This window comes from Nonomuraea sp. NPDC048881, assembly GCF_040649795.1.
Lineage (GTDB): Bacteria > Actinomycetota > Actinomycetes > Streptosporangiales > Streptosporangiaceae > Nonomuraea.
Map to the genome: position 1 here is coordinate 425713 of NZ_JBEZGC010000003.1, position 22306 is coordinate 448018.

General features: G+C 70.8%; 21 protein-coding genes and 1 pseudogene. 12 read left to right on the forward strand and 10 right to left on the reverse strand.

Annotated elements, in window-relative coordinates; genetic code table 11:
- Positions 1–26 precede the first annotated feature (26 nt).
- The 4 genes from AB0C33_RS12845 to AB0C33_RS12860 all read left to right on the forward strand — a co-directional run bounded on the left by AB0C33_RS12845 (position 27) and on the right by AB0C33_RS12860 (position 5069).
- The gene (locus AB0C33_RS12845; RefSeq protein WP_358286675.1) at positions 27–908 is read left to right on the forward strand and encodes a polyphosphate polymerase domain-containing protein; all 882 of its coding nucleotides are present in this window, start codon (positions 27–29) and stop codon (positions 906–908) included.
- Positions 905–1591, forward strand: a complete 687-nt coding sequence (locus AB0C33_RS12850; protein WP_358286677.1) for a DUF4956 domain-containing protein — start codon at positions 905–907, stop codon at positions 1589–1591. The genes AB0C33_RS12845 and AB0C33_RS12850 overlap by 4 nt, the downstream gene beginning before the upstream one ends.
- Positions 1592–1600: 9 nt before the next feature.
- Positions 1601–3199, forward strand: a complete 1599-nt coding sequence (locus AB0C33_RS12855) for a CotH kinase family protein (protein ID WP_358286679.1) — start codon at positions 1601–1603, stop codon at positions 3197–3199.
- A 379-nt stretch (positions 3200–3578) separates the two neighbouring features.
- Positions 3579–5069 carry an alpha/beta fold hydrolase gene (locus tag AB0C33_RS12860; RefSeq protein ID WP_358286681.1) on the forward strand — a complete coding sequence of 497 codons (1491 nt, stop codon included), beginning with the start codon at positions 3579–3581 and terminating at the stop codon, positions 5067–5069.
- 138 nt (positions 5070–5207) lie between these two features.
- Here the strand turns inward: AB0C33_RS12860 and AB0C33_RS12865 are convergent, their stop codons facing one another.
- Positions 5208–7454 (reverse strand): excinuclease ABC subunit UvrA, encoded by a 2247-nt coding sequence (locus AB0C33_RS12865; protein ID WP_358286683.1) that lies wholly within the window; start codon positions 7452–7454, stop codon positions 5208–5210.
- Positions 7455–7524: 70 nt separating this feature from the next.
- On the opposite strand from AB0C33_RS12865, the gene AB0C33_RS12870 reads away from it, so the two are divergent.
- Positions 7525–8454: an alpha/beta hydrolase gene (locus AB0C33_RS12870; RefSeq protein WP_358286685.1), complete on the forward strand. Its 930-nt coding sequence runs from the start codon at positions 7525–7527 to the stop codon at positions 8452–8454.
- Here AB0C33_RS12870 and AB0C33_RS12875 read toward each other — a convergent pair.
- Positions 8421–9083 (reverse strand): response regulator transcription factor, encoded by a 663-nt coding sequence (locus tag AB0C33_RS12875; protein WP_358286687.1) that lies wholly within the window; start codon positions 9081–9083, stop codon positions 8421–8423. The genes AB0C33_RS12870 and AB0C33_RS12875 overlap by 34 nt on opposite strands.
- Positions 9084–9126: 43 nt before the next feature.
- Positions 9127–10347, reverse strand: a complete 1221-nt coding sequence (locus AB0C33_RS12880) for a histidine kinase (protein WP_358286689.1) — start codon at positions 10345–10347, stop codon at positions 9127–9129.
- On the opposite strand from AB0C33_RS12880, the gene AB0C33_RS12885 reads away from it, so the two are divergent.
- From AB0C33_RS12885 to AB0C33_RS12895, 3 genes are all read left to right on the forward strand, one after another.
- A complete protein-coding gene (locus tag AB0C33_RS12885; protein WP_358286691.1) occupies positions 10331–10591 on the forward strand; it encodes a hypothetical protein in 261 nt (86 codons plus the stop codon). The genes AB0C33_RS12880 and AB0C33_RS12885 overlap by 17 nt on opposite strands.
- Before the next feature lie 167 nt (positions 10592–10758).
- Positions 10759–12012 (forward strand): lipase, encoded by a 1254-nt coding sequence (locus AB0C33_RS12890; protein ID WP_358286693.1) that lies wholly within the window; start codon positions 10759–10761, stop codon positions 12010–12012.
- Positions 12013–12090: 78 nt separating this feature from the next.
- A complete protein-coding gene (locus AB0C33_RS12895; protein ID WP_358286695.1) occupies positions 12091–12342 on the forward strand; it encodes a helix-turn-helix transcriptional regulator in 252 nt (83 codons plus the stop codon).
- A 30-nt stretch (positions 12343–12372) separates the two neighbouring features.
- On the opposite strand, the gene AB0C33_RS12900 is transcribed toward AB0C33_RS12895, so the two are convergent.
- The 4 genes from AB0C33_RS12900 to AB0C33_RS12915 all read right to left on the reverse strand — a co-directional run bounded on the left by AB0C33_RS12900 (position 12373) and on the right by AB0C33_RS12915 (position 17830).
- Positions 12373–13302 carry a dienelactone hydrolase family protein gene (locus AB0C33_RS12900; RefSeq protein ID WP_358286697.1) on the reverse strand — a complete coding sequence of 310 codons (930 nt, stop codon included), beginning with the start codon at positions 13300–13302 and terminating at the stop codon, positions 12373–12375.
- Between the two features lie 92 nt (positions 13303–13394).
- Positions 13395–14423, reverse strand: a complete 1029-nt coding sequence (locus tag AB0C33_RS12905; RefSeq protein WP_358286699.1) for a tyrosine-type recombinase/integrase — start codon at positions 14421–14423, stop codon at positions 13395–13397.
- A gap of 112 nt (positions 14424–14535) precedes the next feature.
- On the reverse strand, positions 14536–16065 hold the full coding sequence (locus AB0C33_RS12910) for a UDP-N-acetylglucosamine 1-carboxyvinyltransferase (RefSeq protein WP_352326032.1): 1530 nt from the start codon (positions 16063–16065) through the stop codon (positions 14536–14538).
- A gap of 16 nt (positions 16066–16081) precedes the next feature.
- Entirely contained in the window at positions 16082–17830 is a 1749-nt protein-coding gene (locus tag AB0C33_RS12915) for an enoyl-CoA hydratase-related protein (RefSeq protein WP_358286701.1), read from the reverse strand.
- A gap of 298 nt (positions 17831–18128) precedes the next feature.
- Here AB0C33_RS12915 and AB0C33_RS12920 point away from each other — a divergent pair, with 298 nt between their 5' ends.
- Positions 18129–18503 carry a nuclear transport factor 2 family protein gene (locus AB0C33_RS12920; protein ID WP_352326029.1) on the forward strand — a complete coding sequence of 125 codons (375 nt, stop codon included), beginning with the start codon at positions 18129–18131 and terminating at the stop codon, positions 18501–18503.
- Positions 18504–19110: 607 nt separating this feature from the next.
- Positions 19111–19272 (forward strand): annotated as a pseudogene (locus tag AB0C33_RS12925) (hypothetical protein); the annotation flags it as partial.
- Positions 19273–19485: 213 nt separating this feature from the next.
- Here AB0C33_RS12925 and AB0C33_RS12930 read toward each other — a convergent pair.
- Entirely contained in the window at positions 19486–20058 is a 573-nt protein-coding gene (locus AB0C33_RS12930) for an SGNH/GDSL hydrolase family protein (RefSeq protein WP_358286703.1), read from the reverse strand.
- Between the two features lie 456 nt (positions 20059–20514).
- Here AB0C33_RS12930 and AB0C33_RS12935 point away from each other — a divergent pair, with 456 nt between their 5' ends.
- Together AB0C33_RS12935 and AB0C33_RS12940 are read left to right on the forward strand one after the other, a co-directional pair.
- Positions 20515–20805, forward strand: a complete 291-nt coding sequence (locus AB0C33_RS12935; RefSeq protein WP_358286705.1) for a hypothetical protein — start codon at positions 20515–20517, stop codon at positions 20803–20805.
- 302 nt (positions 20806–21107) lie between these two features.
- Positions 21108–21452, forward strand: a complete 345-nt coding sequence (locus AB0C33_RS12940) for an STAS domain-containing protein (RefSeq protein WP_352350632.1) — start codon at positions 21108–21110, stop codon at positions 21450–21452.
- Here AB0C33_RS12940 and AB0C33_RS12945 read toward each other — a convergent pair.
- Together AB0C33_RS12945 and AB0C33_RS12950 are read right to left on the reverse strand one after the other, a co-directional pair.
- Positions 21440–21739 (reverse strand): DUF952 domain-containing protein, encoded by a 300-nt coding sequence (locus tag AB0C33_RS12945; RefSeq protein WP_358286707.1) that lies wholly within the window; start codon positions 21737–21739, stop codon positions 21440–21442. The two genes, AB0C33_RS12940 and AB0C33_RS12945, sit on opposite strands and share 13 nt — an antisense overlap.
- Positions 21736–22290: a GNAT family N-acetyltransferase gene (locus AB0C33_RS12950; protein ID WP_358286709.1), complete on the reverse strand. Its 555-nt coding sequence runs from the start codon at positions 22288–22290 to the stop codon at positions 21736–21738. The genes AB0C33_RS12945 and AB0C33_RS12950 overlap by 4 nt, the downstream gene beginning before the upstream one ends.
- Positions 22291–22306: the final 16 nt, after the last annotated feature.

Here is a 22306-nt window from a genome sequence, read left to right on the forward strand (position 1 = left end):
GATGTGTGCTGACGAAGGGAGGGACATTGCTGAAAAGGTTCCGCAAATCAGCCGTTTCCGCAGCTGAGCAGGCCGGTCAGCCGCCGTCGGAGGCGGTCGGTGACCAGGGCCACCGGCTGCGGGCCCCCAGCAAGCTGCACGCCTTCAACCGCTACGAGATCAAGTACCTCGTGGACGCCTGGGAGGCGGTCGCGCTGCGGGAGGAGATCGAGCAGCGGCTCGATCGCGACCAGCACAGCGGCGAGGCGGGCTACGGCATCTGGAGCGTCTACTACGACACCCGGCAGTTGCGCTTCTACTGGGAGAAGATCGAAGGGCTGAAGTTCCGCAGGAAGCTGCGGGTGCGCCACTACGGCGACCGCTGGCGCGTGGACGGCGCCACGCCGGTGTTCGTCGAGATCAAGCAGCGGGTCAACCGGGTCACCCAGAAGCGGCGGGTGTCCCTGGCGTACGCCGACGCGCTGCGCCTGTGCGACGGGCGGCAGATGGTCGAGCACGACCCGTCCCAGCGGGCCTTCCTGGAGGAGGTGCTCGACCTGGTGCTGCGCCTGGACCTGCGGCCCGTCGCGATGACCGGCTACCAGCGGCATGCCTACCTCGGCCGCGACGCCGACGTGGGCCTGCGGGTGACGTTCGACCGGCGCATCCGCGGCCGTGACCGGGACTTCCACCTCGGCGCCGACGCCGAGAACCGGTTCATCGTCCCGGCGGGCAAGTCGATCGTGGAGGTCAAGGCCGACGAGCGCGTGCCGTACTGGCTGACCGATCTGACCGCCAAGCGGAACCTGCAGGTGGTGCGGGTCTCCAAGTACTGCCAGAGCGTCGAGGCCCACGGGCTGGCGCCGCGTTCGATCTTCCACGTTCCCGACCACGATCTCGTCCCGTCGACCGTTCTTCCGGAGGCATGACCCCGATGGACTTCTCCTTCCAGGACCTGTCCGGCACGTTCAGCGTGGCCGACATCGCCGTCGCGATGGCCCTGTCGTTCGTGCTCAGCGCCATGATCGGCTGGGTGTACCGGGCCACGCACCGCAACGTGTCCTACAGCCAGTCCTATGTCCAGACGCTGGTCGTCCTGGGCATGCTGATCTCGTTGATCATGCTGGTCGTCGGGTCCAACATCGCCCGCGCCTTCGCCCTGGTCGGCGCCCTGTCGGTGGTGCGGTTCCGCAACGCCATCAAGGAGACCCGCGACGTCGGGTTCATCTTCCTGGTGATGGGCGTCGGCATGGCCGTCGGCACCCGCTTCTACCTGCTGGGCGTCGTCGCCGCCGTCGCCATCTCGCTGATCGTCATGGTCATGCACCGGTTCGACTGGTTCCAGCTGGACGTGCGGCGTCAGGTCGTGAAGGTCCAGGTTCCCTCGCAGGAGGACCTCGCCGCCTCGATCCAGGACGTGCTCGTCCGGCACACCGACGAGTTCGAGCTGGTCAGCATGGAGTCGATCAGGGCGGGCGCGCTCACCGAGCTCATGTACACCGTCAAGATCAAGAAGGGTAGTGAGCCGGGCGACCTGATCACCGCCCTGCGCGAGCGCAACCACGGCCAGTCGGTCACCGTCCTGACCGGGTACGACCAGACCGACCTGTAGGCCCGGCACATGGCACAGACCAAGCGGCTCAAGCACCGTGTCCCCGTCAGGCTCCGGCAGAACTGGAGGCTCGTCGCGCTGTGCGCGGCGTTCCTGGCCGCCTGCTGGGGCGTCTTCGGCAGCGGCACGATCCGTCCGTACGTCACCACCGCTCAGGCCGCCGAGGCCAGGACCGTCACCACGAACCTGACCGGCACCAAGGACCTGTTCGACGCCTCCACCGCGCACGAGGTGGAGCTCACCTTCACCGACGAGGCCTACCAGGACATGCTGAGCGAGTACTTCAAGGACGGCGAGAAGAAGTACGTCGAAGCCGACCTGACGATCGACGGCACCCGCGTCCCGAGCGTCGGCGTCCGTCTCAAGGGCAACTCCACGCTGGGGCAGCTGACCTGGAAGGGGCAGTCCAAGCGGCGGGCCGTGCCCGGCGGCTTCCCGCCGCCCGGCAACGGGCAACCCCGGAACGGGCAACCCCGGAACGGGCAGCCGCAGGGCGGCGGCGGCATGCCCGGCGCCTCCCTGAAGGCCGAGGAGCCGGAGAAGCTGCCCTGGCTGATCAGCTTCGACGAGTTCGTGGAGGGCCGCCGCTACCAGGGGCGGACCCAGGTCGCCGTACGGCCGGCCGCGATGGGCTCGACGACGATGCTGAACGAAGCGCTCGGCATCGCGCTGGTCGGCGCCTCCGGTGAGCCGACCCAGCGCTCGGCCTACAGTTCGTTCACCGTCAACGGCCGCGCGTCCACCCCGCGCCTGGTGGTGGAGTACCTGGACGAGGGCTACGCGGCGGAGCTCGGCGACGGGGTGCTGTACAAGTCGCTGGCCACCGGCTCCTTCACCTACAAGGGCGAGGACCAGACCGAGTACGCCGGCGACTTCAAGCAGATCAACAAGGTCGGCGGCAAGGACCTGCAGCCGGTCATCGACCTGGTCAGGTGGACGGGCGAAGCCTCCGACGCCGAGTTCGCCGAGGGCCTGGCCGACCGCCTGGACGTGACCTCGTTCGCCCGCTACCTGGCCCTGCAGCACATCATGATCAACTTCGACGACATGGCCGGCCCCGGCAAGAACTACTACCTGTGGTACGACACGGCCACCAGGAAGTTCAAGGTCATCACCTGGGACCTCAACCTCGCCTTCAACGGCGACGCCAAGAGCGGCGTGCACGACACGATCGGGATGGGCGGCTTCGGCCCTGGGCGTCCCCAGCAGAACCAGCCGCAGAACCAGCAGCAGGGTCAGCCGCAGGGCCAGCAGCAGGGTCAGCCGGCGCAACCCTGGCAGGGGCAGCCGCCCCAGGGCCTCACCGCGCCCGGCGGCGGGCAGGGGCGTCCCGGCGGCGGCATGATGGGCATGAGCCACCCCCTGAAGGAGAAGTTCCTCAAGAACGCCACCTTCAAGAAGATGTACGAGGAGCAGTACCGCGCCCTGTACACCAAGCTGCTGGGCAGCGGCGCCGCCTCCGGCCTGCTCGACGACCTCGTCGCCGCCTACAAGCTGAACGACGGCGGCGACACCGCCGAGGTCGACGCCGAGGCGAAGACCCTGCGCACGTTCCTGCGGACCCGGACCGAGACCCTGCGCTCGGACGAGGCGATCACCGGCGCCTGACTCGCACGTGGTGATGGGTTCGGCGGGCCCTGCCAGGCTGGACCCGTCACCAGGTGCCCGGGGAAGCGCCCGAGGTGGCGAACGGTCACGAGCCGGAGGGCGGGTCCGCACCGTCGCGCCATGGAGCCGAACGGGTCACGTCCGTAAGACCCTGACACCCCCGCACCCGCATGTGTCCAGATTCTGACGTAATGTCCACCGGCGCGTCCTTCGCCTGTTAGATTCCGAGTCGTGATCAAGGAGAGGCACGGCAGCGGCCCCGCAACAGACCGCTGAGGCAGGACGGGCGATGCTCCGCGGCCAGGCCAGGGGGCCCGATCACGCGCCGTGCGAGCAGCCCCGCCCGCCGATCGACGTGCCGATCGACGATAGGAGCAATGTGCTGAGAAGAACATCCCTGCTCGCCACCGCCCTCATGGCGATGGCGACGCTGTTAGCCGTCCCCATGGCGGGGACGGCCGGCGCGGCGGTGACCCGGCAGGACGTCACGGATGCCGTCGGCAAGCGCGGCATCACCTGGGGGCCGTGCGAGGAAGAACCCACTGTCGAGTGCGGCACGCTGGCCGTGCCCATCGACTGGTCCGAGCCCGACGGGCCGACCGTCGACCTGGCCCTGGCCCGCCGCAAGGCCACCACCCCGTCGGCGCGGATCGGCTCCCTGCTGACCAACCCCGGCGGGCCCGGCAACTCCGGCGTGAACGACATCCTGCGCCCCTCCGGCTTCAGCCAGGACATCCAGCGGCGCTTCGACATCGTCGGCTACGACCCCCGCGGCGTCGCCCGCAGCCGCTCGGTGACCTGCTCGGCCTCGGTGTACAACCAGATGCCCTACCCGGTCATGACCAGCCAGGCCGACTACCTGACGTGGGTCGCCTTCGACAACAGGCTGCGCGCCGACTGCCGCAAGCTCACCGGCCCCCTGTACGACCACCTCGACTCGGTCAACGTGGCCCGCGACATGGACGCCATCCGCGCCGCGCTGGGTGAGGACAGACTGACCTCCTACGGCGTCTCCTACGGCACGCTGGCCCAGCAGATGTACGCCGAGCTGTTCCCGGGCCGGATCCGCGCCATGGTGCTGGACAGCAACATGGACCACAGCCTGGACGTCAAGGCGTTCCAGGTGAGCGAGGCCGCCACCGTCCAGGACAGCTTCGAGGAGTTCATCGCCTGGTGCGAGCGCGACAGCGACTGCGTCCTGCGCGGCCGCGACATCCGGGCGTTGTGGAAGGGGCTGCTGGCCAAGGCCGGCCGCGGTCAGCTGTTGTGGCCGGGCGACGGCCGCCCGGTGAGCGCGCACAACCTGCAGTGGCTGGGCGTGGTGCTCAACGAGGCGCCCGCCTGGCGGCTGGAGGCCAAGGTGCTGCTCGCGCTGGCGGGCGGCCCGGTGCCCGAGGACATGCCCGGCCCTCCCGGCAACTGGCCGGTGAACGGCCAGTACGCCGAACTGCCCACCGCGATCTTGTGCCAGGACTGGAACCTGTCGCTGCGGGGCTACGCCGAGTACGCCGAGGTGATGCGCGCCTCCAACGCGGTGGCCCCCGACATGCGCTACAACCCGATGCCGATGGGTGACATGCCGATCTGCCAGGGCCATCCGGTCAACAACCCCCAGCACCCGCTGCGGTACAAGGGCAGCACGCCGCTGCTGGTGGCCACCTCCAGGCACGACCCCGACACGCCGTACGCGTGGTCGGCCAACGTGGCCCGTCAGTTGGGCCCCAAGGCCACCCTGCTCACCTACGACGGCTGGGGCCACGGCGTCTACGGCATGACCACCTGCACCACGGCCGCCATGGACAGCTACCTGATCTCGGCGTCCGTACCCGCCAAGGGCATCGGCTGCCCGGCGGAGGAACCCCAGGGCTGACACCGGGCTGACCTCAGAGCTGCCCCCAGGGCTGACACCGGGCTGACCTCAGAGCTGCCCCCAGGGCTGACACTGGGCTGGTCCCAGGGCTGATCGTGCCGCCCCCGGCACGATCAGCCCCACCCCTCCCGCGGCCGGTCAGGCAATCGCGGCCGCCAGATGCTCGGCGGTACGGGACCCCGAAGCGGTCAGCAGGTCGGCGGGGGTGCCCTGGAACATCAGGCGGCCGCCGTGCTTGCCGCCGCCCGGCCCCAGATCGATGACCCAGTCGGCCCGTTTGACCATCTGCATGTGGTGTTCGACCACGATGACCGTGTTGCCGGCGTCGACGATGCGGTCGAGCAGGTCGATGAGGGTGTCGACGTCCGACAGGTGCAGGCCGGTGGTGGGCTCGTCCAAAACGTAGACGGCGCCGGTCTTGGTGAGCTCGCCGGCCAGTTTCATCCGCTGGCGTTCGCCGCCCGACAGCGTGGAAGTGGGCTGGCCGAGGGTGAGATAGCCCAGGCCGACGTCGACCAGCGTGGTGACGCGGTCGCGGATGGCCGGCTCGGTGAAGAACGCGGCGGCCTGCTCGGCGGTCAGGGCCAGGACATCGACGATGGTGTGCCCGCGCAGCCGGTGCCGCAGGGCCTCGGGGTTGTAGCGGCTGCCGCCGCACATCTCGCACACGGCGGTGACCGGGTCCATGAACGCCAGGTCGGTGTGGATGACCCCGCGGCCCTCGCAGGCGGGGCAGGCGCCGGTGGAGTTGTAGCTGAACAGGCCCGGCTGGGTGCCGCTGGCGCGGGCGAACAGACGGCGGACCGGATCCAGGACACCGATGAAGGAGGCCGGGCTGGAGCGGGCCGAGACGTTCACGGCGCCCTGATCGACGACGACCGCGCCGGGATGCTGGGCGGTGAACACCTCGCCGATGAGAGTCGACTTGCCGGACCCCGCGACGCCGGTGACGCAGGTCAGCACACCGGTCGGCACGTCGAGGGTGAGATGGTCGAGGTTGTGCAGGGCGGCGTCGGTGATGGTCAGGTGCCCGGTCGGGCGGCGCACGGCGCTCTTGAGCGGGGTGCGGGCCCGCAGGTGGCGGCCGGTCAGGGTGCCGGAGCGCGCCAGCCCTTCGACGGAGCCCTGATAGACGACGGTGCCACCGTGCAGACCGGCTCCCGGCCCGAGATCGATGACGTGGTCGGCGACGGCGATGACGTCGGGGTCGTGCTCGACCACCAGCACGGTGTTGCCCTTGTCACGCAGGGCCAGCAGCAGCGTGTTGAGCCGGCCGACGTCGGCCGGGTGGAGGCCGGCGCTGGGCTCGTCGAAGACGTAGGTCATGCCGGTGAGGCTGGAGCCGAGATGGCGGACGGTCTTCAGACGCTGGCTCTCGCCGCCGGACAGGGTGGTGGTCTCGCGGTCGAGGGTGAGGTAGCCCAGGCCGATCTGGTCGATGCGGCGCAACGCGGCGGCCGCGGTGTCGGCGACGGGGTTGCCGAGCCCGGTCAGGACGCCGATGAGGTCGGTGATCTCCATGGCGGCGTGGTCGGCGAGGTTGTGGGGGCCGATCATGGTGGCCAGGGCGGCCTGGTTGAGACGCGCGCCCCGGCACTGGGGGCAGGTGCCCTCGGTGACGAAGGCCAGGACCGCCTCGCGGGTCTTGTCACTCAGCCCCGACAGGTCGCGTTTGAGGTAGAGGCGGGTGAAACGGTCGGCGACGCCTTCGTAGTCGACCTTGTTGAGGGTGCCGTTCTTGCCGCGCACCTCGACGGTGAAGCCGCCGCCGTGCAGCAGCAGGTGGCGCTCTTCCTCCGTGTAGTCGGCGACGGGTTTGGCCGGATCGAAGGTGCCGGAACGGGCGTAGATCTGCCACTGCCACGTGCCGACCCCGAACAGCGGGAAGCGGATGGCGCCCTCGTCGAGGGACCTGCCGGGGTCGAGCAGCGCGTCGAGGTCGAGGCGGACGGCCCGGCCGAGGCCGTCGCAGCCGGGACACATGCCGTGGGGGTCGTTGAAGGAGTAGGCGTAGGAGTAGCCGGCGCTGGGCGTGCCGTAGCGGGAGAACAGCACGCGCAGGATCGGCAGGATGTCGGTCATGGTGCCGACGGTGGAACGCGAGCTGCCGCCGACCGGCTTCTGGTCGACGACGATGGCGGCGCCGAGGTTGTCGATGGCCTCGGCCTCGGGTTTCTCGTGTTTGGGCAGCCGGTTGCGGACGAACCAGGAGTAGGTTTCGTTGAGCTGGCGCTGGGACTCCACGGCGACGGTGTCGAAGACGACCGACGACTTGCCGGAGCCGGACACGCCGGTGAAGACGACGAGCCGGTTCTTGGGGATGCGCAGGGACAGGTTCTTGAGGTTGTTCACGCGCGCGCCGGTGATGACAATGCTGTCGTCCATGCGGTCACGGTAGCGACGGGCGCCGACAATTTCCGTCCGTGCCGGGAAGGGTCGGAAGGGGGGCGAGGAAGTGGGCCAGGAAGTGGGCGAGGAGACGGCGTCCGGGGTCGGGCCGGCCGGGCTGGACCTCGTGTACGAGCGGCTGGGCGACCGGGCCGCGCCGCCCGTGCTGCTGATCATGGGGGCGGGCGGTCAACTGATCAACTGGCCCGACGGGTTGTGCGCCGAGCTGGCCGGGCACGGCCTGCAGCTGATCCGGTTCGACGGACGTGACTGCGGGCGCTCCACCCACTTCGACGGCGCCGGCGAGCCGGACTTCACCGCGGCGCTGGCCGGTGACCTGTCCTCGCTGGCCTACACGCTGGCCGATCTGGTCGCCGACACCGTGGGGCTGCTGGACGTCCTGGACCTGGACAGCGTCCACCTGGTGGGCGCGTCGCTGGGCGGCATGATCGCCCAGGCGGTCGCCGTCGCCCACCCTGGGCGGGTCAGGTCGCTCACCTCGATCATGTCCACGCACGGCGACCGCATGACACCCCCACCGGCGCGCCCCGGCGCCACGCGCGGCGTCCCGGGGCCGCCGCCGACCACCCGCGAGCTGTACGTGGCGCGCATGGTGGCCGGCGCGAGCGCCCGCGGCGTGGCCGCCGATCTGGAGGCGGTACGGGCGGTGGCCGAGCGGGCCTGGGACCGCGGCTGGTCGCTGGCCGGCATGCTGCGGCAGGCCGCCTCGGTGATCGGGTCGGGCGACCGGCGGGAAGGATTGTCTCGGCTGGAGGTGCCGGCGCTGGTGATCCACGGCGCGGCCGACGCCGCCGCCGACCCCGCCGGTGGGCGGGCCACGGCGCAGGCGATCCCGGGCGCGGAGTTCCTGCTGGTCGAGGGGATGGGACACGGGTTCCCGCCGGGGGTGTGGCGGCAGGTGAGCGCCAGGATCGCCGCGCTGGTCCACCGGGCGGAGAGGGATCACGAGGAGGGGCGGATCAGGCCGCTCTCGTAGGCGAACACCACGACCTGGGCGCGGTGACGCAGCCCGAGTTTGAGCAGCACACGGCTCAGATGCGTCTTGACGGTCGCCTCGGCCAGATGCAGGGCGGCGGCGACCTCGGCGTTGGACAGGCCGCGCGCCACCTGGACGAGCACGTCGTGCTCGCGGGCGGTCAGCAGGTCCAGCAGACGGTGCTGTTCGCGGGGGCCGGGGGTGAGCTGGGGGGCGAACCTGTCCAGCAGGCGGCGGGTGACGCGCGGCGACAGGACGGCCTCGCCCGCGGCGACGTTGCGGATCGCGGTGAGCAGGTCGGCGGGCGGGGTGTTCTTGGGCAGGAACCCGGCGGCGCCGGCCTTGAGCCCGGCGAAGGCGTACTCGTCGAGGTCGAAGGTGGTCAGGATGAGCACCTTCGAGGCGGGACAGTCGCGGACGATCCGGCGGGTGGCCTCGATGCCGTCCAGGCCGGGCATGCGGACGTCCATGAGCACGACGTCGGGGCGCAGCCGGCGGGCCTGCAGGGCGGCCTGTTCGCCGTCGGCGGCCTCGCCGGCGACGTGCAGGTCGGGTTCGGCGTCCAGCACCATGCGGAAGGCCATCCGCAGCAGCGCCTCGTCGTCGGCGATCAGCAGCCGGATGCTCATGGCACGTCCCGGCCGGTCAGGTGCGGGCCGGTCAGGTCGAGGCTCATCGCGTGTCCGGGCCGGTCAGGTCGAGGACGGCCGCGACCCGCCAGCCGCCGCCGGGGGCCGGGCCGGCGTGCAGGGTGCCGTCGTAGGCGGCGACGCGTTCGCGCATCCCGGCCAGCCCCCGTCCGGCGGGCCGCAGGGGCGCCGGACGGCCGCCGTCGTCGGTGATCTCGATATCGGCCCGCCGGCGGGTCAGGTGCACCTGGACGTGCGCGCGAGCGCCTGGGGCGTGCCGCAGCGTGTTCGTCAGCGCCTCCTGAGCCAGCCGGTAGAGGGTGAGCTGCGCGGCGGCTGGGACGTCGGCGGGGTCGCCGTCGACCCGCAGCCGGGTCGGCAGGCCGGCGGCGCGCATCCGGTCGGCCAGCGGGCCGAGGTCGGCGATACCGGGCGCCGGGTGCAGCGGAGCGATGCCCGGCTCCTGCTCCTGGCCGACGCCCTGGCCGATGCCTCCGTCAACACCTCTGTCAACACCTCTGTCAACACCTCCGTCAACACCTCGCTCGACGCCCTGACCGGCGGATCCGTCGGCGGCTCGGTCGGCGCTTCCGTCAGTGGCTTGATAGGTGGCTCGGTCGGTGTCCTGGTCGGTGCTGAGGGAGCGGCGCATGTCGCGCAGCGCCTGGCGGCCGGTGTCGGCGATCTGCGCCATCGCGGCCACAACCTGACCGGGCGCACGGTCGTGGACGTAGGCGGCACTGTCGGCCAGCGCCACCATGACCGACAGGTTGTGGGTGACGATGTCGTGCATGTCGCGCGTCATCCGGGCACGCTCCTCGGCGACCGCCAGACGTGCCCGCTGGTCGCGGTCGCGTTCCAGGGAGGCGACGTACGCCCGCCGGGCCCGCGCCCACAGCCCGGCTGCCAGGGCGGCGGCCGACATCGCGCTCAGCGCCGCCACCGTCAACGGCATCCGGCCAGGCGGCGCCCACCGCGCCGCGGCCGCCACCACCCCGGCCTCCAACACGAACGCGGCGGCCAGCGTCGCCCCCCACGAACGGCGGGCCGCCACCGTGTAGAGCGCGACCAGCAGCGCCGCGTCGGCCGGAAGTTGCACGTCGATGGCCCACTGCAGGGCGGCCGTGCCGCCGATCGCGCACAGCGCCAGCAGCGGGGCGCGCCGCCGCCATGCCAGCGGCGCCACCAGAGCCACCTGCAGGGCCAGCACCGCAGGGCCGCCCTCGGCCACCCGGCCCGGCCCCAGCGTGACCACGAAGATCACAGCAGCCAGCAACGCGTCGGCAGCCACAGGCGGCACCGAACCGATTACTGAGCCGATCAACGAACGGATCACCGAACGGATCGCCGAGCCGACAGTCGAGCCGCTCACTGGGCGAACCGTCGAACCCATCACCGAACCCATCACCGAACCCATCACCGAGCGAACCACTGGGCGGACTGCCGAGTCGACCGTCGAGCGGGGCGGCGCGGTCGGGCGGGCGGCCGGAGTCATGCGCCCACCCTAAAGGCCGCGCCCCGGCGCCCCCCATCCTCCGCAAGGAGGAACATCTCGGCCCCTCATCCGAAAGTCGTACCCGCAGGTCAGTCCCTGGCCGCTGGCCCGCCCGCCAGCCCGCCTGCCAGCCTCGGACCACACCCCCCGCCTTCCGTCCCGTTCGAGGAGAACACCGGCATGCCCGTGAAGACGTACGCGGCCCCTCTGGCCGTCGCCGCCCTGACCCTCACGCCCGTCACCGTCCCCCTGCACGCGCAACAGGCACAGCAGGCGCGGCAGGCGGTCACGGTCGCCCTGCCCGCGCCCGGCGGCCCCCACCCGGTGGGAACCGTCGCCCTGCGCCTGGTCGACCGCTCCCGCCGCGACCCCCTGGTGCGGTCGAAGCCGTACCGCGAGCTGATGGTCAGCCTGTGGTACCCGGCCAAGGGCGGCACGCAGCCGCTCGCCCCCCACATGGCGCCCCTGGCCGCCGCCGACTGGGACCGCCGCTCCGCGCCGCCCATGGGCATCGCCAAGGGCGCCGTCGACTGGGCCGCCACCCGCACCGCCGCCCGTACCGGCGCGCCGGTCGAGCGCGGCGCGGGCCGGCTGCCCGTCGTGCTGTTCGGCTCCGGCGACGGCGGGCCGCGCACGCTGGGCACCACGCTCGTGCAGGACCTGGCCTCGCGCGGCTACCTCGTCGTCACCGTGGACCACACCTACGAGGCCGACCAGGTGGAGTTCCCCGGCGGGCGGGTCGTGCGCGCGCTGCCGCTGCCGGCCAAGCTCACCCCGCGCGTCATCGCGGCGCTGCTGGAGCGGCACGCGCGGGCGCGGCTGGCCGACATGCGGTTCGTGCTGAACCAGGTCACGGCCCTGGGGCAGGGACGGGCCATCGGTGGCGGGGAGATGCCCGCCGGGTTGCGCGGCGCGCCCGACCTGACGCGGGTGGGGGCGCTGGGGCAGTCCCTGGGCGGGTCGGTGGCGGCCCAGCTCGTCCACGACGACCCGCGGGTGGACGCCGGGGTCAACCTCGACGGCGGCTACGTCGGCCCGGTCGCCGCCACCGGCGTGCCCAGGCCGTTCCTGCAACTGGCGGCCCAGACGCACACACGGGACAGCGAGCCGAGCTGGAAATCGTTCTGGCGGGCCTCGACCGGGTGGAAGCGGGAGCTGCGGTTCAAGGGCGCCGCGCACGGCTCGTTCACCGACCTGCAGGCGCTGCTGCCGCAGATCGCCGCGGCGCTGCCCAAGGCACAGGACGAGAAGCAGGACGAGAAGCAGAGCGGGGTGCCGGTCGCCGACTTCGTCGGCACGATCGATCCGCAACGGTCGGTGGCGGCCCAGCGCGCCTACGTCGGGGCGTTCTTCGACCTGCACCTGCTGGGCAAGCCCACCCGCCTGTTCCAGGAGCCCGACAGCCGTTTCCCCGAGGTGTCCCGCATCCCCTGACCTGAGGCCGGCTTGGAGGTCCGCCCGGGGGCGATAACAATACCGGTATAAGTATCCCGCGGGTGTAGGGTGGGCGGCATGGTGCGATCCCCGCTGACCCCCGAGGAGCGGCTGCGCGGCGAGCAGCTCGGCCACATGCTGCGCCAGGCCCGAGGCGAGCGCAGCATCGTCGAGGTCGCCGCCGCGGCCGGCATGTCCGCCGAGACCCTCCGCAAGATCGAGACCGGGCGCATCGCCACGCCGGCGTTCTTCACCATCGCCTCACTGGCCGACGTGCTGGGCATCTCCCTCGACCGCCTGGCCGTCCGCGCCACCCCCGCCCGCACCTGACCCGTCCGGGCCTGACCGTCCGGGCCGGGGTCATTCCGTACGGGAGCGGCGTACCTCGTCCAGCACGTCCTCGATGCGCCGCCAGGCGTCCTGAGCCGCGGCCGGGTGGAAGGTGTCACGCTCGTCGGCGGCGAACCCGTGGCTCGCCCCCGGATACACCACCGTCTCCAGCCGCTCGGCGATCGCCCGCTGCTGGGCGCCGTCGATGATCGGGTCGTCGGCGCCGAGCAGCACCACCAGCCGCCCCGGCGACCGCGCGGCCCGCTCCAGCGTCGGCTCCGGCCGGCTCAGCGGCAGCTCGGTGCCCGTCAGCCAGCCCGGGTAGAGCGCCACCGCCGCCGCCAGCCCCAGCTCACCGGCCACCGAGCACACCACGTGCCCGCCCAGGCTGAACCCGACCGCCGCAGCGGGGCCGGCGCCCACGCGCCGCAGGTGCTCCGACGCGGCGCGCGCGTCATCCAGCACCTGCTCCCGGCGCAGCAGCCAGGCCAGATCCAGCCCCCGTTCCCGGCCGGCCGCATCGACCGGCAACTCCACCACCCGCCCCAGCGGGCCACCCGTCACCGCATCCACGGCAACCCTCACCCCGACCCCCTCCCGCACAAGCCCCGCCGAAGAGCCCGCGGGGAAGGACGCTGACAGATCCCCTGAGGGGCCCGCTGACGGGCCCGCCGATGTCCCTGTTGACGGGCCTGTTGACGGGCCCGCCGGGTCTACCCCCGAAGGAGCCCCCGAAGGAGCAGGGGAGGGCCGCAGCTCGTGCCGGTGGTTGAAGTCGGGCACGACGGCCGCATGCCCCAACCCCGCCAGCCGGTCGGCCATCCGCCGCGCGTACCCGCTCACCCCGAAGATCTCACCGGCGACCAGCACGCCCACGGGCCGCCGCACCCCCACGGGCAGGGCCGTGTAGGCCGCCATGCCCGCGATGTCCACCCATCCGGTGGTGATCTGTCCGTTCACGCGGCCGAGCTAACCAGCCCCCGCCCGCCCCCGGCCAATCACGACCCCGATGGCCGCCATCACGACCCCGATCGCCCCCTGGGGCCCAGGCCCTATCGCGACGGCTTGTCACGCAACAGCGGGTGCGACCGCATCGCCACCTCCAGCTCCCCGGGCAGCTCGTCACGGTAACGCCCCAGCGTCGACAGGTCGCTGTGCCCCAGCACCCGCCGCACCGCGTCCATGTCGACCGCGTCGGCCAGCAGATGCGTGGCCGTGGTGTGCCGCAGCCCGTGCGGCGTCACCGAACGCCGCTGATCGGGATCGACGTGCCGCTGCACCCGGTCGATCACCGCCTGCACGTCGCCCCGCGCCAGCCGCCGCCCCCGCCACGACAGCAGCAGCGCCTTGCCGTCGTCGGCGCCGGCCACCTGGCTGCGACCCCGCGCCAGGTAGGCCTGCAACACCTCGGCCACGTCGTCGGGCAGCGGCACGTCACGCGTACGGCCGCCCTTGCCGAAGATCCGCCAGTAGCGCACCCCGTCGTTGGTGTAGAAGTCCTCCACGTTGGCGCGCACCAGCTCCGACACCCGCGGCCCCACCGTCGACAGCAGCAGCACGATCACCGCGTCACGCAACTGCGTGCGCTGGTCGCGGCGCTTGCCCTCCTGCTCGGGCGCCTCCCGCAACTGCCGCGCCGCGCCGATCAGCCCTTGGGCCTGCTCCCGCGTCAGCGCCCGCCGCTCCGGACGCAGCCCGCCTCGCTGCTTGGCCGTCACCGTCGCCGCCGTCATCGGGTTGATCTGCACCCACCCGGCCAGGGTGGCGTGCTTGAACAACGCCGAGATCGACCGCCGGAACCGGGCCTGCGAGGACGGCGACTGCCCCGCCCCCGACCCGCCCGCCTGCCGCGCGTCGGGCTTGCGCGCGAACGCCAGCAAGATCGCATCGACGTCCTCGCCGGTCAGGTCGTCGAGCACCACGTCGGCGCCGGCCAGCGCCACCAGCGTGGCCACGTCACGCGCGTAGACCTCGGCCGTGGCCGGGGACAGCGCGCCCGTCGACGTCTTGGCCACCACCAGCTCCACGTAGCGGTCAGCCGCCTGTCCCACCGTCAACCTGTCGAGCTCCGCGGGCCGCACCGGCTCCCCTCCTCACATCTCGGCGACGCACCGAACGCACCCACCCGCGGACGACGCCGCGCGCAGGGATGCAGCTTGCAGAGGAGACGGTAGCGGCCGCCACCGACGAAAATCAGATGTCGCGGAAGGTCTCGATGCGCGCGCCCAGCGCGTTCAGCCGCTCGGCCAGGTCCTCGTAGCCGCGGTTGATCACGTACACGTTGCGCAGCACCGACGTGCCCTCGGCCGCCATCATGGCCAGCAGCACCACCACCGCCGGGCGCAGCGCCGGCGGGCACATCATCTCGGCGCTGCGCCACCGCGTGGGCCCCTCCACCAGCACCCGGTGCGGGTCCAGCAGCTTGACCGAGGCGCCCAGCCGGGTCAGCTCGGTCAGGTAGATCGCCCGGTTGTCGTAGACCCAGTCGTGGATCAGTGTCGAGCCCTGCGCCGCGGCCGCGATCGCGGCGAAGAACGGCACGTTGTCGATGTTCAGCCCCGGGAACGGCATCGGGTGGATCTTGTCGATGGGGGAGACCAGCTTGGAGGGCCGCACCGTCAGGTCCACCAGCCGGGTACGCCCGTTGGCCGCCCAGTACTCGCCCGTGCGGTCGCAGTCGAGCCCCATCTCCTCCAGAACCGCCAGCTCGATCTCCAGGAACTCCACCGGCACCCGGCAGATCGTCAGCTCCGAACTGGTCACCACCGCGGCCGCCAGCAGGCTCATCGCCTCGACCGGGTCCTCGGAGGGGGAGTAGTCGACGTCGCGTTCGATGGAGGCCAGCCCGTGCACCGTCAGCGTCGTGGTGCCGATGCCCTCCACCCGCACGCCGAGCTGCTCCAGGAAGAAGCACAGGTCCTGCACCATGTAGTTGGAGGAGGCGTTGCGGATCACCGTCACCCCCGGATGCCGGGCCGCGGCCAGCAGCGCGTTCTCCGTCACGGTGTCGCCGCGCTCGGTCAGCACGATCGGCCGCGCCGGGGCGGCGCCGCCGTCCACCTTGGCGTGGTAGAAACCGCCCGTCGCGGTGATGTCCAGCCCGAAGTGCTTCAGCGCCGACATGTGCGGCTGGACGGTACGCGTGCCCAGGTCGCAGCCGCCCGCGTACGGGATCTGGAATTCCCCCGTACGGTGCATCAACGGCCCCAGGAACATGATCACGCTGCGGGTACGGCGGGCCGCCTCGGTGTCCATCGCCTCCAGCTCCAGCCGGGCCGGCGGCACGATCTCCAGGTCACTGCCCTCGTTGATCCACCGCGCCCGCACCCCGATCGAGGCCAGCACCTCCAGGATCCGGTAGACCTCCTCGATCCGCGCCACCTTGCGCAAGATCGTGCGGCCGTTGTTCAGCAGCGACGCGCACAACAACGCCACACAGGCGTTCTTGGACGTCTTGACGTCGATGCTGCCCGACAGCCGGCGTCCACCCACCACCCGCAGATGCATCGGACCGGCATACCCCAGGGACACGATCTCGCTGTCGAGCGCCTCCCCGATCCGGGCGATCATCTCAAGACTGATGTTCTGGTTGCCGCGCTCGATCCGGTTGACCGCGCTCTGACTCGTCGCCAGCGCATCGGCCAGCTGAAGCTGCGTCCAACCGCGATGCTGACGCGCATCCCGGATGAGCCGGCCGATCCGCACAAGGTAATCATCTGCCACAACACACGACCATATCTCACATATGAGATGCCGCCGCGACCCCGGGGCCCGACGCGCCGGACAGCTCCCGATGACCCGCCAGATGCGGGGGAGTGGCCTGCGCCCGCGCCTTGCCCACGAACGCCCGGCGCGCCTCCCGGAACCCGTTGCGGTCGTCGAACATGTCCCGGCTCATCTCCGCCAGCTCCTCGGCCCGGTAGGCGTCCAGCGGCTTGCGCCGCTCGTCGGCCTCCCGCGCCTGCCGCCGCGCCGCCAGCAACGCCTCGTAGGAGGAGTCCTGGGCCAGCCGGTGCGCGAAGTCCACCACCCGCCGCTCGAACTCCTGCCGCGACCCGCCCGCCACCCGATCGGCCAGCCCCAGCTCCACCGCCTCGGCGGCCCCCACCGGCAACGCCCGCCCGGTCAGCTCCGCCGCCGCCTGCGCCCCCACCCGCCGCGGCAGCACGTACGTCCAGAACTCACTGCCGAACAACCCCATCGTCCGGTAATGCGGATTGAGCACCACCGGCTCCCGCACGATCACCCGGTCGGCGCCCAGCCCCATCATCACCCCGCCCGCCCCCGCGTTCCCCGCGATCGACGTCACCACCAGCTGCGACGTGCACGCCACGATCTCCCGGCACACCGCGTTGATCGCGTTGATGTTCATCCACGCCTCCAGCTCCGGATGACGCGCCGCCTCGATCACGTTCAGGTGGATGCCGTTGGAGAACACCTCGCCGCCGCGCACCACCAGCACCCGCGTGTCCTGCGCCGCCGCGTACCGCAACGCCGCCGCCAGCCGCCGGCACTGGTCGGTGGACATCGCGCCGTTGTAGAAGTCGAAGCTCACCACCCCGACCTCCTCGCCGCGCTCGTAGGTGATCTCGCTGTAGCCGGCCCGCTCACCCACACCCGCCAGCCGCTCACCCAGCACCATCGTCGCCGGCAGCTTCACCCCGCTCACCTGCGAGCCCGCCTCTGCGCCCGCCTCTGCGCCCGCCTCTGCGCCCGCCTCCAGGCGCAGGTGGCCCACCCACACGGTCCCCTGACCGGTGTGCACCAGCACCGCACCCTCACGCCGGGCCGCCACCGCCCCAGGCGCCCCGGCCAGATCCGGCCCCCGGTGCACGTCGAACACCCGCACCGGCAACTCGCACAACCGGGCCCGGCCGCCCGGCGCCCCATCAGCCGCCCGCACCAGCCGCACGATCTCCTCGGCCGGCTGCTCCCAGGAGAACTCCCGGTCGGCGTGCCGCATCGGCCGCCGCAGCCGCCCCGTCACCTCGGGGGAGCGGTAGTCCAGCGGCGCCGGCGCGAACAACGGATCGGCCGCCTTGCCCGCGACCTCGGCCACCAGCTCCACCGCCGCGTCGGCCACCGGCCCGTTGTACAGCGCCGACTTGCGCGGCGGCTCCGAGGGCATCGGGAACGTCCGCCACCCCCAGATGGGGCCGGCGTCCATCTCCTCCACCGCCTGCAGCGCCGTCACCCCCCACTCGCGCTCGCCTTCGGCGATCGCCCAGTCCAGCGAGGACGGCCCCCGGTCCCCGGGCGGCCCCGGATGGATGATCACCGTACGGTGCCCGCGCCACAACGCCTCCGGAACCCGCTCCTTCAGGAACGGGCAGATGACCAGGTCCGGCTTGACCAGCTCGGCCGCCTCCACCATGACCCGCTCGGAGATCGCCAGCTCGACGCTCACATCATGGCCGGCCCGCCGCAGCTCCAGCCAGGCACGCTGGGTCAGGCCGTTGAACGAGGAACACAGGAGCAGGATGCGCAACGCGGAACTTCCTTCTCAAGACGTCAAGGGCAGCGGGCAGGGGAGAGGCGTCAACCGATCGCGAGCGGACGAACACCACCAGTACCGGCATTAACGGCAGTCCCATAAGGCCCAGGCATCTCTAGATGTTGACACGAATCTTCCACCGATGCTGACAAATCACCACAGACAGCCAGGCTGAGCAGCCAAATTGCCCTGATATGCCCGGAAAAATCCTGGCGGGGGAGACACCTCAACCCCGACCAGGAACCCCACCCGAAACCCACCGCAAGGGACAACCCACCCCACAATGGATCACATGGACACCCGCGCCGCCGCCCAGCACTTCGCCGACACCTGGCAACACGGCTGGACCCACCACGACACCACCGCCATCATCGCCCTCTACAGCGACGACGCCACCCACACCAGCATGCCCTTCCGCCCACCCCACCACGGAAAAGACGCCATCGCCGACTACATCCGGCAATCCTTCACCGGCGAAAGCGACCCCCACGTCACCTTCACCACCCCCATCGTCGACGGCGACCAGGCCGCCATCGAATACCGGGTCCACGCCCTCGACAACGGCCACCCCATCACCCTCGCGGGCTGCGTCTTCGCCCGCTTCAACCCCGACGGCCTGGCCGTACAGACCCGCGACTACTGGCACACCACCCCAGGCCACCGATAAGCAGAGAAATCAGCGCCGCCCCATCGGCACCGGCGCCACCACCCCCGGCACCGGCAACGGACGCGCCACCTGCCGCGTCTCCTCAACCTCCGCCACCTCCGCACGCCGCTCGGCGTGCCCACCCCCGCAATACCCGTTCGTCAGGATCAACCGCCCCCGCAGCGGGGTGTACGCCTCCCTGTCGGAAGCAGGCAGAACCCCCTGACACACCGGACATAAAACCGACTGGTTCCCCACGTGCTGCTCCTCTCGCTGAGCGAATAGCAGGAGCTCTACCCTAAAACCCCCGAACATGACAAAGACAGTGAATCAACACGCCGTCAAAGCCCCCGTCAGCCCCCAGGAGAGCCCCACAACACCACCCCATCACCCCGCAAAACCCCAGATCACACCCCCATCCACAATTCACCCGCCAAGATCACAATGAAGGCGGAAACGCCCGAAAAAACTTCCCACCAACCCCACAAGCAACGCCAGGGAACCACCGATGACGAGCCACCCCTATCCACCCCAGTCCTGGCTCACGCCACACGCCCACGCCACCACCTCACCCATCCACAGCACCGGCCTGTTCGCCCGCGAACACATCCACGAAGGCGAAATCGTCATGCGGCTGGGCGGCCACCTGATCGACAACCACACCCTGGCCACCCTCACCCCGCCCTACAGCAGCCTCACCGTCGAGGAAAACCTCCACCTGCTCCTCGACCCGGACCACCCGGCGCGCTACGGCAACCACTCCTGCGAACCCAACCTCTGGCACACCGACGCCACCACCCTGACCGCCCGCACACACATCACCCCCGGCCAAGAGCTCACCATCGACTACGCCACCCACAGCGGCCTCACCACCTGGTCCATGACCTGCCACTGCGCCACACCCAGCTGCCGGGAAACCGTCACCGGCGACGACTGGCGACTGCCGCACCTCCAACTCACCTACGGCACCCACTGGAGCCCACCCCTGCCACCCCAGCACCCCTCACGGGATGAACAAAGACCCACTCACCCCCACCGGCTCCCACAGGCCGAGCGCCCGCAGCAGATTCCTCGCCAACGCCCGATGCCCGTACTCATTGGGATGACACCCGGACCCCATCCAATGCTCGCCACCGTCCCAGGCCGCATGATGATCCACCAACACATCCGCCTCCAGCGAGCGCACCACCTCGGCATAAGCCGGCAGATCAGCCCAGCCGGACTCCGGCGCCCGATTCGGCGTCTGAAGCACCACCTTCGCCCCCGCCTCCCGCACCCGGGAAACCACCGCGGCATAGTCACGGGCAAAAGCCGCAAGACCCGCCGGCCCCGCCACACAGTCGTTCAGCCCGAACATCAGCACCACCACATCAGGCCGATGACGCAACACCGCGTTCTCCACATCGAGCTGACAGACCTTCTGACCACTCACCCCGGTGTTGATCACCACATCGGACGGCCGGTTCAGCTCGAACCGCACCCGCTCGGCGAACAACTGCGTGTAGTCACGCCACCCGAACGTGTGCAACGCCCCCTGAGTCACGCTGTCACCCGTGAACAACCACACCGTGCTCATCCCGATCACCACACCCCAGACGACGACAATGCCGCACGAAAGGCTAGACGATCACCGCCCCCACCACCCTGCACGGGGGAGTAGCGCCACGAACCAACGATGGACAACCATCGGAAGGCAGCGCCGCCGACACAACCGCCCATCGGTCTCGTCCGCAAAGGGGAGGCCGAACCGCGCCGCCAAGCCTCAGGCGCCAGAAGCGGGTCGCCCATCCGCCCCGTACGCGCAGACCCCCGGCGGGGAGCACGACAGCGATCGCACCCGAGTTCGATCACACAGCTGCCGTACGCAGCCGACCCACCCACCGCGACGGCACACCCACCCGCGACCGGAAGCGCGGAGGAGGCCCTCGATCAGGTCTACTTGACATAATGCTCATTATCGAGCAACCAGCCAACGCCACGACGCGGCAAAAACACCCCGCATGAACAGTCACCCGCCGGGCAGATTTCCACCATGCCCAGCCTGACGTCCAGCCAGTTCCTCGCCGCCCCGCCGGCTCTGGCCGCCTCGACGGCCGGCCTCGTCGCACTCACCGCCGTCATCGTCGCCGCCGCCATCTGGCTGATCATTCTGGCCGTACGGTTCACCAAAAGCCCCCGTAATCGCCCCAACCCCAGCGTCGACCTGGTGGACCAGGCCCGGGAGCTCAAGGCCCTCGGCCAGATCCAGGAAGCCGTCTTCCTGGTACGCGGCGAGACCGGCATGAGCCAGCGTGCCGCCTCCCGCTTCGTGAACCGCCTCTAGCCGGACAAACTGCTCATACCGTACAGAACGTGGATTCTGTGTGGTTTGTGTAATTCGTCCGCAACAGGGCTGCTCGGGGGGCTCTGGAGATCCCCGTGATTACGCACGGCGGTCGGACGGCTGCTCTATGCTGTCGGGGTGCGGGTGTGTGAACAGGGGGCGTGAAACCCCTCCGGCCTCGGCGGGGCCGCCTTGGTCCAGGGGGGTCGGCGGTCCCGGCGCATGTCACCGGCCGCACGGTCCACGGTCCACTCCCCCCTTCCGACACCGGGCATGTGAGAGCCCGGGAATGGCGGCTTGTCGTGAATACCCCGGACCCCCTCGGGCGTGCGTCCCTCCCCCATCTGCTCTATGTCGATCACCAATTGCGCATCACGTGCTGCCCGATGCCGGGTCCGTCGATCATCCGGTTGGTGGGCGAGGTGGACGCGACGAATCAGGTGGCGCTGGCCGAGACGTTGGGGCGGGCGCGGCGGATCGACGAGTCGCTGGTGGTGGATGTGAGCGGGCTGGATTTTCTGGGGGTGGAGGGGGCGCGGTTGCTGGTGGTGTCGTGCCGGGCGGGGCGTACGCAGTTGGTGGGGACGCCGCCGCATGTGTTGCGGTTGTTGCGGGCGATGGGGTGGACGGGTGGTCAGGGGGCGTAGGGGTGGGTGGCGGTGACGGCGGTGACGGGGAGGGGGCCGTAGAGGTGGGGGTAGCCGTTCTCGGTGCGGATGTCGAGGCCGGTGGGGTCGATGTCGAGGATGAGGAGGGGTTGGGTGACGGCGGTGTAGTAGGTGTCGTGGACGGTGCGGAGTTGGGTGTGGTCGTGGCTGAGGTGGATGAAGCCGATGTCGTCGAGGGTGTGGCCGAGGGTGGAGATGCGGTACTCCCCTGCTTGCTGGGCGTGTTGCCAGTCGGTTTGCAGGGCGAGGTGGTGGAGGACGGTCATGGGGTCCATTCGGTTTCGAGGATGGCGTAGATGGTTTCGCTGGTCCATTCGCCTTTGACGATTTCATTGTCGAGGAGGGTGGCTTCGTGGCGCATGCCGAGTTTTTCCAGGACGCGGGCTGAGGCTTTGTTGCGGGCGTCGAGGCGGCCGGTGATGCGGTGGAGGCCGAGTTGGGTGAAGCCGAGGTGGATGAGGGGGCGGGTGGCTTCGGGGGCGTAGCCGTGGCCGTGGTGGTCGGGGTGCAGGACGTAGCCGATTTCGCCTTGGCGGTGTTGTGTGCTGGTCCAGATGAGCAGGGCGTTGCCGATGAGTTGGCCGGTGGTGCGCAGGGTGATGGCGAGGTCGAGGGCGTCGCCTTCGTCGTGGAGGGTGTGGCGGGTGATTTTTTTGTCGAGGGAGGTGCGGGTGGTTTGGCGGTCGCGGGGTTCCCAGTAGAGGTAGCGGGCGACGTCGGGGCGGGATTCGTAGGCGTGGAGGGCGTCGAGGTCGTCGGGGGTGAAGGGGCGTAGGTGGAGGCGGGGGGTGGTGAGGGGGTATTCGGGTGTGAGCACGGGGGCAGTGTAGGGA

Excerpts from the sequence above, each read along its gene's own strand:
- AB0C33_RS12850 (WP_358286677.1), top strand. The coding sequence starts at position 905 with ATGACCCCGATGGACTTCTCCTTCCAGGACCTGTCCGGCACGTTCAGC.
- AB0C33_RS12855 (WP_358286679.1), top strand. The coding sequence starts at position 1,601 with ATGGCACAGACCAAGCGGCTCAAGCACCGTGTCCCCGTCAGGCTCCGG.
- AB0C33_RS12865 (WP_358286683.1), bottom strand. The coding sequence starts at position 7,454 with ATGGACGACAGCATTGTCATCACCGGCGCGCGCGTGAACAACCTCAAG.
- AB0C33_RS12875 (WP_358286687.1), bottom strand. The coding sequence starts at position 9,083 with ATGAGCATCCGGCTGCTGATCGCCGACGACGAGGCGCTGCTGCGGATG.
- AB0C33_RS12890 (WP_358286693.1), top strand. The coding sequence starts at position 10,759 with ATGCCCGTGAAGACGTACGCGGCCCCTCTGGCCGTCGCCGCCCTGACC.
- AB0C33_RS12895 (WP_358286695.1), top strand. The coding sequence starts at position 12,091 with ATGGTGCGATCCCCGCTGACCCCCGAGGAGCGGCTGCGCGGCGAGCAG.
- AB0C33_RS12920 (WP_352326029.1), top strand. The coding sequence starts at position 18,129 with ATGGACACCCGCGCCGCCGCCCAGCACTTCGCCGACACCTGGCAACAC.
- AB0C33_RS12930 (WP_358286703.1), bottom strand. The coding sequence starts at position 20,058 with ATGAGCACGGTGTGGTTGTTCACGGGTGACAGCGTGACTCAGGGGGCG.
- AB0C33_RS12935 (WP_358286705.1), top strand. The coding sequence starts at position 20,515 with ATGCCCAGCCTGACGTCCAGCCAGTTCCTCGCCGCCCCGCCGGCTCTG.
- AB0C33_RS12945 (WP_358286707.1), bottom strand. The coding sequence starts at position 21,739 with ATGACCGTCCTCCACCACCTCGCCCTGCAAACCGACTGGCAACACGCC.